This is a genomic window from Micromonospora sp. LOL_025, from assembly GCF_048060285.1.
Lineage (GTDB): Bacteria > Actinomycetota > Actinomycetes > Mycobacteriales > Micromonosporaceae > Micromonospora.
Map to the genome: position 1 here is coordinate 42169 of NZ_JBHMIR010000036.1, position 12838 is coordinate 55006.

Sequence of the window (12838 nt, forward strand, 5' to 3'; positions counted from 1 at the left end):
CCGCTCATGACGTCGACCGACCGCGCGCTACGGCTGCGTCGGCGGCTCGCCGGACGCCGCGACGTGCCCGCACCGGCGCTCGGCCGGACCGCCACCGCGACGGTCACCGCCGACAACCTCGTCGCGGCCTTCGACGAGGTCGCCGGTCGGCATCCCGACCGGGTCGCCGTCCGCTGCGACCGGCACGCCCTGACGTACCGGGAGCTGGCCACCGCCTCCCGGGCCCTGGCCGGCCGGATCGCGGCGGTCGCGCCGCCCGGCCGGCCGGTCGGCGTGCTGCTGCCGCGCTCGGCGCGGATGATCGTGGCGGCGCTGGCGGTGCTCCGCACGGGGGCCGCGTACCTGCCGCTCGACCCGGAGGCGCCCGCCGTCCGTACCGGCATGATCGTCGGTGACGCGGCGCCGCCCCTGGTGGTCACCACGGGTACGCTGGCCGACTCCCTGCCCGCGACGGTCGCGGCTGTTCTGCTCGACGCCTCGGACGGCGGCGAGGAGCAGCCCGACCCGCCCGCCGCACCGGTCCGCCCGATCGCGCCCACCGACCGGGCGTACGTCATCCACACCTCGGGCACGACCGGCCGTCCCAAGGGGATCGAGGTCTCCCACGCCAACGTCCTGCGCCTGATCGGCACCACGCAGCCACTGTTCGGGTTCGGGCCGGAAGACGTGTGGACCATGGCACACTCGTTCGCCTTCGACTTCTCCGTGTGGGAGATGTGGGGGGCGTTGCTCACCGGCGGGTGTGTCGTCGTCGTCGGGGCCGAGGTCATGCGGGACCCGGTCGCCCTGCGGCGCCTGCTGCGGGCGGAGCGGGTCACGATGCTCAGCCAGACGCCCACCGCCTTCGGTTCGCTGGCGGCCCAGGAGGACGAGTACGACGACCGGCTGCCGCTGAGGTGGGTGGTCTTCGGCGGTGAGGCGCTCCGGTTCGCGGACCTGCGGCCCTGGGTCGCCAAGTACGGCGACGCCGGGCCCGAACTGGTCAACATGTACGGGATCACCGAGACGACCGTCCACGCGTCGTACCGCCGGATCCTCGCCTCCGATCTCGCCGGCACGACCAGCCTGATCGGCGCCCCCCTTCCCGACCTCGACTTCCTGCTGTGGGACGAGGACGACCAGCCGGTCGCCGACGGTGAGATCGGGCAGATCATCGTCACGGGTGCGGGCGTGGCCCTCGGATACCTGGGGCAACCGGAACTCACCGCGCAGCGGTTCGTCACCGTCACCGACGCGCAGGGCCGGCCCGTACGCGGCTACCGCTCCGGGGACCTCGCCCGGCGGACGCCCTCGGGCGAGTACGAGTACCACGGGCGCAACGACGACCAGGTCAAGATCCGCGGCTACCGCCTGGAGCTGGGGGAGGTGCACGCCGCCCTGGTCGCCCGGCCCGGTGTGCGGCAGGCCGCGGTGGTGCCGCACACCTCACCCGGCACGGGGACGCGGCTGGTGGCGTACGTCGTCGGTGACGGTGGCGCCGCTCCGGCGGAGCTGCGCTCCTGGATGGAGGGTCGGCTTCCGGGGTATGCCGTGCCGTCCGCGTTCATCCTCGTCGACGCGCTGCCGCGAACCGCCAACGGCAAACTCGACCGGGAGGCCCTGCCCGACCCGGGCCCCGTCCTGACGCCACACGTGCCCGCAGGCGTCGACGATGTCACGCGGTCCCTGCTGGCGATCCTGGCCGAGCTGCTGCCCGGCACCGAGGTCGAACCAGACACCGACTTCTTCCGGCAGGGCGGGAACTCCCTGCTGGCGACCCGCCTGCTGGCCGCCGTACGCCGTCAGTTCGGTGTCGTCGTCCCGCTGCGCGACTTCCTCAGGGCGCCGACGATACGAGCGGTGGCGGGCGCGGTCCGTCGGGCCCGGCCGGCCGACGGGACTGTGGCGTCCCGCCGCCCGGTCGACCTGTTGCCGCTGGGGGACCCCATCGCGGGCCGGGCGCCCGTGGTGGCGCTGCCCGGCGTCTTCGGGATCGGCGCCTCGATGGCGCGGTTGTCGACGCACGTGCGGGGCCGCCCGTTCTACGCCCTGCACACCCGCGACCTCCTCCGGGCGCAGGACGGCACGCCGTCCTCCTCCGCCGCCGCCGCGCAGGCCTGCCTGACCGAGCTGCTGCCCGTCGCCGGTCCCGGGGTCCACCTCGTCGGACATTCCCTGGGCGGGGCGATGGCGCTGCACCTCGCCCACGCGGTGCGGGCGGCCGGCCGCCAGGTGCGGAGCATCACCCTGCTCGACGCACCGAGCCCACGATGTCTCCACCAGCGTCTCTCCGAGGACCACCGGACCCAGCTGGTCGCCTTCCTCTCCGACGTCGCCCTCGCGTTTCCCGAGCACACCCGCCGGTGGCGCGAGCTCTCCCCGCAGTCCGCGGCGGGATTGGCCGACGCGGAACTCCTGCGCTGGGCCGCCACCACCGCGGCGCCCGCGCTGGCTGCCACGATCGGCGAGCTCGCCCGGGCCTTCGAGGACTACCGGACCATGGGACGGATCATGGCCGAGCCCGCGCCTGCCCTGACCGTGCCCGCACTGCTGCTGGTGGCGGGCCTGGAGAGGTCCCACGACGACGGGCACACCGAGGGCTGGCACCTGGTGCTGCCGAACCTGACCGAGACGGTGGTGGCCACCAGCCACGAGGGCATGCTGCGTGACCCCGAAGCGGCAACCGTCGCCGAGGCGATGATCGAATTCCAGCACCAGCAGGACAAGACGGAAGGAAACCCGAGTTGACCCGGGAACCGGCTGCGAGCGCAGCGTTCCGCCCACCGCGACTGGCCAGGATCCTCGTCGGCGGTTCCGGCGTGATGAGCCTGGCCAACGGCGTGACGATTCCCTTCCTCGCCATCTACCTCCGCAACGAACTCGGCCTGTCCGTCTCGACGGTCGGCCTGGTCATCGGCTCCTCCGTCCTCTTCGGCATCTCCGGTGGGTTCCTCGGCGGCGCGCTCTCCGACATCGTGGGACGCCGCCGCGTCCTGCTCTCCTGCCTGCTGGTGGTGATCGGCAGCTTCGTCGGGTTCTTCTTCGCGCGCGACGCCCTGACGGCGTTCGTCTTCAACGCGTCCATGGCGTTCGCCACCAGTGCCTTCAGTCCGGTCGCGAAGGTGCTCATCAGCGACCTGCTCCCCGTCGCGCTGCGGGTGAAGTGGTTCTCCTACCAGTACCTCGCGATCAACGCCGGCTACGCCGTCGGTCCGCTGATCGGCGTGGCCCTCGGGTTCACCGGCGCCCGGATCTCCTTTCCCGCCGCCGCCGCCGTGTACCTGGTCTACCTCGCCGTCCTCTGGACGGCCACGCGGCAACTGCCGCGACCGTCCAGCGGGAACACCGGGCTGGCGACGCTCGGCCGCAGCACGGGCGCCATCGTCCGCGGACTGGGCGAGTCGGCCCGGGCGGTGATGTCGGACCGCCGCCTGCTTCTCCTGCTCATCGGCGCGATCCTGTTGGAGACGGTGCACAGCAGGATCTCGGTGCTGCTCGCCCAGAATTTCGTCATCGACTTCGCCGACAGCGCCCGGGTGCTCGCCGCGGTCATGACCACCAACGCGGTGGCGGTGATCATCCTCCAGCTCTTCGCCGCCGGCTACGTGCAGCGCTACAACCCGCTGAACGCCATCACCCTCGGCGGGATCCTCACCTTCGTCGGGATGGCCGGCTTCGCGATCTCGGAGCAGATGTGGCACTACATCGTGGCGATGCTGGTGTTCACCGTCGCCGAGACCCTGATCGTGCCGTCGGAGTTCGCGCTCGTCGACCGCATCGCACCCGAGGACCGGCGCGGAGCCTACTTCGGCGCACAGACCTTCGCGCAGGTCGGCGGCTTCACCGGACCGTTCCTCGGCAGCCTCGTCCTCGCGTCCTTCGGCGGGCCGGTCATGTTCCTCGCCATCGGCGCCCTGGCGTTGGTGAGCGTCGCGATCTACCTGCTGGTCGGCCGGCGCATTCCTGACCTGAATCGCCATGACACTCTCCCGGAGACCGAAAAGGCGTCATGAGAGCCGCGGCGGGCATCCTGCGCCTGGCCGCCTGGCCGAGCAGTCGTGCGCTCCGGCGCACCCGGGTGCTTTCCATGGCGGCCCTGCACGGGACCGTCGACATCGACCGCGACGGGCGCGGCATCCCGTGGATCCGTGCGGGCGACGAGCGTGATCTCTACGTGGGCGTCGGGGTGGCGATGGCGTACGACCGGCTGTGGCAGATGGACCTCCTGCGCCGGCGGGCGACCGGACGACTGGCGGAGGTGTTCGGCGGTCGCGCCGCCGGTTCGGACGTCCTCGCCCGTACCCTCGCCTTCGAGCGGGCCGCCCGCCGGAGCGAGGCGCTGCTCTCGCCGCCTGCCCGGGCCAACCTCGCGGCCTTCGCCCACGGGGTCGACACCGCGGTGCGCCGGATGCGGCGCCGCGGGCAGCTCCCGCCCGAGTTCCACCTGGTGAGGTACCGGCCGGGCCCGTGGTCGGTCGGCGACTCGCTGGCCATCGTCAAGCAGCTCGGTTTCCACCTGGGCCGCAACCTGCAACAGGAGATCCTCCGCAGCCGGCTGCTGGCGGAGCGACCGGACCTCGTCCGCAGCTTCCTGGCGCCGAAGTACCCGCCCGGCGGCAGCGTCACCATCGCCGCCGACGCCCCGGCAGGGCCGGCGGCACGGCGCGGCGACACCGCGCTGCTCTCCGCGGCCGGCGCCGCCCACCTCGGCGACCTCTTCGGGGGCCGGCAGGGGAGCGGTTCGAACGCCTGGGCGGTGTCCGCGGCCAGGTCCGCCACCGGCTTCGCCGCGCTGGCCAACGACCCGCACATCCTGTTCACCCAGCCGAGCCTCTGGTACCAGCTGGGGCTGGACCTCGACGGCGAACGCGCGTACGGGGTGACGGTGCCGGGCGTGCCCGGACTGGTGATCGGCGCCAACCCGGATCTCGCGTGGGGGGTGACGAACTCCACCATCGACACCCAGGACCTGGCCGTGGGGGAGCGGACGGACCCGACGGGAGGGCCACGATGGTCGCAGACCAGCGTCGTCCGGGTGCGCGGCGGGGGCGAGATCTCCGTGACCGCCGCGGGCGGAGCGGGATACGTCGACCTGCCGGGCCCACCCGGTGCGGACGTCGACCCGGTGGCCCTCCACTGGAGCGGTCTGCACCCGTCCACGGAGGCCGAGAGCTGCCAGCGGATGTGGCGGGCGCGCGACTACCCGGCGTTCCGCGAGACCCTGCGGGGTTTCGGTGTGCCCGTGCTCAACCTCGTCGTCGCGACCCGCGACGGCACGGTCGCGCTGCGGACGGCCGGAATCGTGCCCCGCCGTGACCGTCAGGAGGGCCTCGCCCCGGCCGGCGCGGCCGAAGTGGCCGCTCGCTGGGCCACCACGCTCGCGTTCGACGAGCTGCCGGAGGTCGTCGATCCGCCAGCGGGCTTCGTGGTCAGCGCAAACCACCAGATCCTGCCCGATGGGGTCCCCCCGCACCTGGGCAGCGACTGGGGCGGACCGTACCGGGCCGACCGGATCGAGGAGCTGTTGACGGCGACGCCGACGGCCCGTCCGGACGACTTCGGCGCGTGGCAGATGGACCTGCGCAACGGCCGGGCCCGGCGCATCCTGCCCACCCTGCTGAAGGCGCTCGACGAGAACCCACCGGAGTCGCCGCTGGCCGTGTTCAGCCATCGGTCGTTGGCCACCTGGGACGGCAGGGACGCCGCCGACCAGGTCGCACCTCTGGTCTTCGGGGCGCTGACCCGGGTGCTGACCGAACGCTGGATCACCAGCCGGCTCGGTGCGGCCGTCGCCGACGCCATGACCGATGCCACCCTTCAGGTGGACCACCTGGTGATGGACGTGGACGCCCGCCGGCGGCTCGGCGAGACGGAGGAACTGCCGGTCGTCGTCGCCGTCGCCCTCACCGAGGCGGCGCGTCGACTCGCCGAAAGGTTCGGCGACGACCCCACCGGCTGGCGCTACGGCAGGGCCAACCGGATCGCGGACCAGCATCCCCTGGCCGCGGTGTCGGACACGCTGCGTTCGTTGTACGGATCGCCCCCGACTCCGGTGGGCGGCGGCGGGCAGAGCGTCTGTCTGATGTATCCCGACGGCGACGGCCAGGTGGTCGAGGGTGCGCCGTGGCGCTTCGTCGTCGAGTTCGGCCCCTCCGGCAGCACCCGCATCCGCGACGTGCTCCGCCACGGCAGCTCGGGCCATCCCCTCTCGCCGCACTACGGGGACCAGACGCCGGCGCACGCCGAGGGGCGGCTGTACGAGGTACGCCTCGAAAGCCCGCCGGAGGTGCGGAGCCGCCTGACCCTGACGCCCCGTACGGCAGGGTGATCCGATCGCGCACGCCGAGGGTCTCGTCGTGGCGCACGGGCTCACGGACCGGCGGTGGCAGCCGGTAAGGGTACTCGACTCTGAGTCAGCGGCGGTCAACCGCGTCCGGCGACCTCTACCAGGACCTCCGGAGCGAGGGCAGTTCCGTTCATGTCGAGCGGAGTCATCGGGAGCGCCCGATCGGCGGCTCCGATCACCCGGGCGGATGCGGGACCGACCGAGCCCGCTCACCCCTCACCGCGGACTTCGGCCAAACCTCTCCGCCGCGCCGGTCGGTCGCCGGTGACCATCCGCCGCAACTCGCCCCAAGGTGCTCTCCCGTGCCACGAGGCGGTGCGGTGCGCGCAGCTCCATGCCGGGCAGCGGTGTCCGACTGGCGATACGCAGCAGCAGACGCTCGACCGCAGTCGTCGCGATCATCTGCTTGTCCGGGGAGATCGTGCTGACCGGCGGGTTCGAGTAGGCGCCGTCCTCGATGTCGTCGTAGCCGATAACGGCGACGTCCTCGGGCACCCGCAAGCCGCGCGAGGCGAGTACGTGCATTGCGCCCAGCGCCACGAGGTCGCTGTAACAGAACACGGCGTCCGGCGGCTCCGGCAGGTCGAGCAGGTGCCGCATCGCTCCCGCGCCGTCGACCCGGTTGAACCTCGGGGTCGCGATGATGAGCTCCTCGTGCACGGCCAGGCCGCGGCGCTCGTGCGCCTCGCAGAACCCGCGCGTCCGCAGCTGCGCGGCCTCACCCGTGGGATAGGGCTGGTCCCCGATCGCGGCGAGGCGCATGCGGCCGAGGTCCAGCAGGTGCTCGGTGGCCTGCCGGGACGCCGCGACGTCGTCGATGCCGACGTGGTCGAATGTCCCCTGGCTGGCCCGCTCGCCGAGGATCACCAGCGGAAGGCTGGGGTCGTGGTCGGCCAGCGCCTGCTGGTCGAGGCCGAGGGGACTGAAGATGACGCCGTCGAAGAGCAGTCGGCTGCGGCCGTGCCGGATGAGCATCCGCTCGTGGTCGGGGTCGCCGTCGGTCTGGTCGATGAGCACGTTGTACCCCTGCACCCGGGCGGCGCGGATGATCACCTGCAGCAGCTCCGAGAAGTATGGCGTGTCGAGGTACGGCACGACGACGGCGATCTGCCCGGACCGACCCTGCGCGAGGTTGCGGGCCAGGACGTTGGGTCGGTAGCCGAGCTGCTCGACGGCCTGCATGACGCGGGCCCGGGTGGGCGCGGTGACGTTCGCATAACCATTGACTACGTGCCAGCACCGTGACCGGCCTCTGTGACACACGCATCGGCTGCCGAAGCAGTCGATCTCCGGTGGAGGAGTTCAGTGAGTGCCAGAAGTTTCAGTCTAGGACGCAGGCCGTTGGCGGCGGTGGCGGTCATCACCGTCCTGCTGCTGGCGGCGTGCGGTTCGGGCGGTGGCGACAGACCACAGGGCCCGGTCACGATCAAGGTGTGGGCGTGGTACCCGGCCTTCGAGGGCGTGGTGGACCTGTTCAACCGCACACACACCGACATCAAGATCGAGTGGACCAACGCGGGGACCGGTCAGGACCAGTACACGAAGCTGCAGACCGCGTTGAAGGCCGGCAAGGGCGCGCCCGACGTGGTGATGCTCGAGTTCCAGGAGCTGCCGACCTTCCAGCTCACCAAACATCTCGTCGACATGAGCAAGTACGGGGCGAACGACCTCAAGGGCAACTACGTCGACTGGGCCTGGAAGCAGGTCAGCAACGGCGACGCGGTCCACGCGATCCCGGTCGACGCCGGGCCGATGGCGATGCTGTACCGGCAGGACATCTTCGAGCAGTACGGGCTGCGCGTGCCGAAGACCTGGGCGGAGTTCAAGGAGCAGGCACAGAAACTGAAGAGGGCCGCGCCCGACAAGTTCATGACCGACTTCGGGGCGAACGACGGCGGCTTCATGACGGGGCTCATGTGGCAGGCCGGCGCGCGGCCGTTCAACTACGACATCGCGAATCCGCGGGATGTCAGCGTTAACGCTAACAGTGGAGCAGCGAAAAAGGTCATGTCCTATTGGGAGGAATGGTGGACACCGGTCTCGCCGACACCACCGCGTACGGAACGACGGACTTCTACAACGGGTTGGGCAGCGGGAAGTACGCGACCTACCTGGCCGCGGGGTGGGGACCCGGTTATCTGGCGAGTGTGGCCAAGACGACGGCCGGCAAGTGGCGGGCGGCGCCGCTGCCACAGTGGACCGCAGGTGAGGACGCGCAGGGCGACTGGGGCGGCTCGTCGTTCGCGGTGACCGACCAGACGAAGCACCCCGAGCAGGCCACCAAGGTCGCCATGGAGATCTTCGGAGCGAACAAGGACGCCTGGAAGATCGGCATCGACGAGGCGTTCCTGTTCCCGACCGCCACGCCGATTCTCGACTGGGACTACTTCCGCGACAAGGAGTACGAGTTCTTCGGCGGCCAGAAGGTCAACGAGGTCTTCGTACCGGCATACAACGGCATCGAGCAGTTCGCGTGGAGCCCGTTCAACAGCTACAGCTTCAACCAACTGACCACCGCGGTGGGGCAGGCGGTGGAGAAGGACACATCCTGGCCGGACGCGCTTGACACCGTCCAGCGGAACGTCGCTTCGTACGCGTCGAGCCAGGGCTTCAAGGTCTCGCCATGACCCGGACCCGCCCTGTCCCCGCGGCTGCCGAACGGGCGGCCGCGGGGCCCGTCGCGCGCGACGTCGGCCGGCGGTCCGTGCCCGACCGCCGTCGGTTCGACCACCAGGCCGCTGTCGGATGGATCTTCGTCGCGCCGTTCGGGATCCTGCTCGTCGCGTTCCTGCTGCTGCCGATGGGGTACGCCCTCAAGCTCAGCCTGTACCGCTCCACGCTGGTGGAGGGCGAGGTGTTCGCCTGGTTCGACAACTACCGCCAGGCCTTCGGCGACCCCGAGTTCCGATCGGGTGCGGTGCGGGTGCTCGTCTTCGGGCTCGTGCAGACGCCGTTGATGATCGGCCTCGCCCTCGTGCTGGCCCTGCTGGTCGACGGTGTCGGCTCCCGCCTCGCGCGGACGCTGCGGCTGGCGGCGTTCGTCCCGTACGCGGTGCCGGTGGTCATCGGCACGCTGATGTGGGGTTTCCTGTTCAGCGAGAACACCGGCCCGTTCCGATTCACCGGAATCGACTTCCTGGCCGGTGACACCGTCCTGGTCTCGTTGGGCAACGTCGTCACCTGGCAGTGGGCCGGCTACAACATGATCGTGCTGTACGCCGCGCTCCAGGGCGTACCGCGTGAGATCTACGAGTCCGCCAGGATCGATGGTGCGGGGGCGGTACAGATCGCGTTTCGGATCAAGACGCCGATGATCTCCGCGGCCCTGGTGCTGTGCACCGTCTTCACGATCGTCGGCACCCTCCAGTTCTTCACCGAGCCGCTCATCCTGCAGCCTCTCAATCCGGGCGCGATCACCAACAGCTACACACCCAACGTCTACGCCTACCAACAGGCGTTCTCCTACCAGCAGTACAACTACTCGGCGGCGATCTCCTTCCTGCTCGGCGCAGCGGTCTTCGTCGCTTCGTACACCTTCCTGGTCGTCACGCGGAAGAGGAGTTCACTGCGATGAGTGCCCCGACTGCGAAGGCCACCCGGCCGGCGCGGCGCAGCGGCGGCGGCCTCGTCGCACGCGCGGGGATGGCGCTGTTCGTCATCTATTTCCTGCTTCCGTTCTGGTGGCTGCTCGTGGCAGCGACCAAGGACAACGACGGGCTGTTCGGCTCGGACCCGCTCTGGTTCGGCGACCTGCATCTGATCGGCAATCTCCGGCTGCTGTTCACCCAGGACGGCGGCCTCTATTTGCGATGGCTGGGCAACTCGACCCTGTATGCCCTCACCAGCGGCATCGGGGCCACCATCATTGCCGCCCTGGCCGGCTACGCCTTCGCCAAACTGCGGTTTCCCGGCCGTAACGCGCTGTTCGCATTGCTGCTCGGCCTCATCATGGTGCCGGCGACGGCCCTGGTCCTGCCGACGTACCTGTTGATGGCCGAGGCCGGGCTCATCGACTCGGTGTGGGCGGTGATCCTGCCCTCGTTGCTCAACCCGTTCGGGGTGTACCTGCTGCGGGTCTACGTTCATGACTCCGTGCCCGACGAGATGATCGAGGCCGCCCGGATCGACGGCGCGGGGGAGTTCCGGGTCTTTCTCAGCGTCGCGCTGCCAGCCATGCGGCCGGCACTGGTCACTGTTCTGCTGTTCAGCATGGTGGCCAGCTGGAACAACTTCTTCCTGCCGCTGGTGATGATCAGCGATCAGAACCTCTATCCGCTCACCGTCGGCCTACGTTCCTGGTACCTGTCGGCGACCATCGGCAACGGGGGCCCCGCCCTGTTCAACGTCATCGTCATCGGCTCGCTGGTGGCCATCGTCCCGCTGATCGCCGCGTTCCTGCTGCTGCAACGGTACTGGCGTGGCGGCCTGACCATCGGTGCCCTGAAGTGACCCGACCGACCGCTGGCCCCGGGGCGGCGTGACCAATTCGAGAGGGACAGTAATGCACTTCGCTCACGTGACGCTTGATCCCGCCGCGGTTGTGGCCCCGGTCAACCGCCGCACCTTCGGCACCTTCGTCGAGCACATGGGGCGGTGCGTCTACACCGGCCTCTACGAACCCGGCCACCCGTCCGCTGACGAGGACGGGTTCCGTACCGATGTCTTGGCCCTGACCCGCGAGCTCGGTGTCACGACGGTCCGCTACCCGGGCGGGAACTTCGTCTCCGGATACCGCTGGGAGGATGGCATCGGCCCGAGGGGCCGGCGTCCGCGCCGTCGGGACCTCGCCTGGCGCAGCATCGAGACCAACGAGGTGGGCATCGACGAGTTCGCGCGATGGGCCGCCAAGGCCGACGTCGAGATCATGTACGCGGTGAACCTGGGTACCAGGGGCGTGCAGGAGGCCCTTGACGTCCACGAGTATGTCAACCAGAGCGCCGGCACCTACCTGGCGGACCTGCGCCGGGCAAACGGCGCTGAGAAGCCCTACGGCATCCGGATGTGGTGTCTGGGCAACGAACTCGACGGTCCGTGGCAGCTCGGACACAAGACCGCCGATGCGTACGGGCAACTCGCCTCGGCCACCGCCCGGGCCCTGCGCGCGGCGGAACCGGGCCTGGAACTGATCGCCTGTGGTAGCTCCAGCTCCAGCATGCCGACGTTCGGCGCCTGGGAAGCCACCGTCCTGGAACACACCTACGACCTGGTGGACTACGTCTCCTGCCACGCCTACTACGAGGAACACGACGGCGACATCGGGTCCTTTCTCGCCTGCGCCACCGACATGGACCACTTCGTCGACAGCATCGTCGCCACCGCCGACAGCATCGGTGCCCGGCTGCGTAGCAAGAGGAAGATGCAGCTGTCCTTCGACGAGTGGAACGTCTGGTACCTCTCGCGCTACCAGAACCAGGCGCAGACCCATGACTGGCGGGTCGCCCCGCGGGTGATCGAGGACGAGTACAACGTCGTCGATGCCGTCGTCGTCGGCAACCTGCTCATCTCCCTGCTGCGCCACAGCGACCGGGTCACCGCGGCATGTCAGGCTCAGTTGGTCAACGTGATCGCCCCGATCCGCACCGAACCGGACGGGCCCGCCTGGCGGCAGACCATCTTCCACCCGTTCGCCCGCACGGCGGCGCTGGCTCGCGGCGACGTCCTGCGGACGGTGGTCGACGGTCCGACATACCAGACGACCCGCTACGGCGAAGCGCCGACGGTCGACGCGGTCGCCACCCACGACGTGGTGACAGGCGAGGTGGCGGTCTTCGTCGTCAACCGCGACGAGGACGTACCGGTCGAGCTGACCATCGATCTGAGTCGCTTCGGCCTCGTGGTACGGACGGTGGAGGCGTCGACCCTGTCCGACGACGACGTTCGTGCGACCAACACTGTGGATCACCAGGATCGGGTCGTCCTGCGGCCCAACCGGCAGCTCTCGGTCCACGCCAGCGGCGTGCAGGTCGTGTTGCCGCCGGTGTCGTGGACGGCCGTGCGGCTGTCCGTGGAACCGACCCACTGACCGTTCCCCGGCGCGGCTGAGTCTCCGCTTCGGCGGCTACGCCGCCCGAAGCGAAGGCCGGTCGGGTGTGCACCGATGGTGCCGAAGATCGGCTCACACTTCTCGACGAGCCGTGCACGACCGTCTCGGGAAACGCTCACCGGTGGCCGGGTGGTGCCGCGCTGCGCAGTTTCACCCTCGCCCAAAGTAGTCGATGTCCATCCACGCCGAGGGCTTGACATCCATCGATGTTAACGCAAACATCTATCGCGTAACGTGAATGTAATGCTGCTGTCATGTCCCTCGGCGGCGTCCGCTCCGCGCACGAAGCGGTCGCTGTGGTGGGCTCCGTCGTCGAAGTGGACGACCGGCCGTGCGTCGTCATGGCGACCTCCTTCGCAGGGATCGAGGGCTCGGCGTCCGGGGCGGTCCAGGCAATCGAAGGAGATTTCGATGGTGAGTGTGGATCGGGTGCCGCGGGTGGGTGCGCGGCGGCGTGGGTGGCGGGTGGG

At 70.2% G+C, this 12838-nt stretch carries 10 protein-coding genes; 9 read left to right on the plus strand and 1 reads right to left on the minus strand.

Annotated features, from left to right (window positions below; genetic code table 11):
* The first annotated feature begins 6 nt into the window (after window positions 1–6).
* From ACFHW0_RS28170 to ACFHW0_RS28180, 3 genes are read left to right on the plus strand one after another with little or no spacing between them, the layout of a single operon-like run.
* Window positions 7–2727, plus strand: coding sequence for an amino acid adenylation domain-containing protein (locus ACFHW0_RS28170; protein WP_416612446.1), 2721 nt, complete (start codon window positions 7–9; stop codon window positions 2725–2727).
* On the plus strand, window positions 2724–3992 hold the full coding sequence (locus ACFHW0_RS28175) for an MFS transporter (protein WP_416612447.1): 1269 nt from the start codon (window positions 2724–2726) through the stop codon (window positions 3990–3992). The genes ACFHW0_RS28170 and ACFHW0_RS28175 overlap by 4 nt, the downstream gene beginning before the upstream one ends.
* Window positions 3989–6307 (plus strand): penicillin acylase family protein, encoded by a 2319-nt coding sequence (locus ACFHW0_RS28180; RefSeq protein WP_416612449.1) that lies wholly within the window; start codon window positions 3989–3991, stop codon window positions 6305–6307. Before ACFHW0_RS28175 ends, ACFHW0_RS28180 begins: the two co-directional genes overlap by 4 nt.
* A gap of 234 nt (window positions 6308–6541) precedes the next feature.
* Here the strand turns inward: ACFHW0_RS28180 and ACFHW0_RS28185 are convergent, their stop codons facing one another.
* The gene (locus tag ACFHW0_RS28185; protein ID WP_416612451.1) at window positions 6542–7507 is read right to left on the minus strand and encodes a LacI family DNA-binding transcriptional regulator; all 966 of its coding nucleotides are present in this window, start codon (window positions 7505–7507) and stop codon (window positions 6542–6544) included.
* Between the two features lie 123 nt (window positions 7508–7630).
* On the opposite strand from ACFHW0_RS28185, the gene ACFHW0_RS28190 reads away from it, so the two are divergent.
* The 6 genes from ACFHW0_RS28190 to ACFHW0_RS28215 form a co-directional block, all read left to right on the plus strand.
* Window positions 7631–8575 carry an ABC transporter substrate-binding protein gene (locus tag ACFHW0_RS28190; RefSeq protein WP_416612453.1) on the plus strand — a complete coding sequence of 315 codons (945 nt, stop codon included), beginning with the start codon at window positions 7631–7633 and terminating at the stop codon, window positions 8573–8575.
* Window positions 8572–8952 (plus strand): hypothetical protein, encoded by a 381-nt coding sequence (locus tag ACFHW0_RS28195; protein ID WP_416612455.1) that lies wholly within the window; start codon window positions 8572–8574, stop codon window positions 8950–8952. Before ACFHW0_RS28190 ends, ACFHW0_RS28195 begins: the two co-directional genes overlap by 4 nt.
* On the plus strand, window positions 8949–9899 hold the full coding sequence (locus ACFHW0_RS28200) for a carbohydrate ABC transporter permease (protein WP_416612457.1): 951 nt from the start codon (window positions 8949–8951) through the stop codon (window positions 9897–9899). The genes ACFHW0_RS28195 and ACFHW0_RS28200 overlap by 4 nt, the downstream gene beginning before the upstream one ends.
* Entirely contained in the window at window positions 9896–10774 is an 879-nt protein-coding gene (locus ACFHW0_RS28205; RefSeq protein WP_416612459.1) for a carbohydrate ABC transporter permease, read from the plus strand. Before ACFHW0_RS28200 ends, ACFHW0_RS28205 begins: the two co-directional genes overlap by 4 nt.
* A gap of 52 nt (window positions 10775–10826) precedes the next feature.
* Complete coding sequence (locus ACFHW0_RS28210; protein ID WP_416612461.1) at window positions 10827–12347, plus strand: alpha-N-arabinofuranosidase; 1521 nt, start codon at window positions 10827–10829, stop codon at window positions 12345–12347.
* A gap of 275 nt (window positions 12348–12622) precedes the next feature.
* Window positions 12623–12838, plus strand: a 216-nt coding sequence (locus tag ACFHW0_RS28215) for a hypothetical protein (RefSeq protein ID WP_416612463.1), incomplete at its 3' end; no start/stop codon positions are given.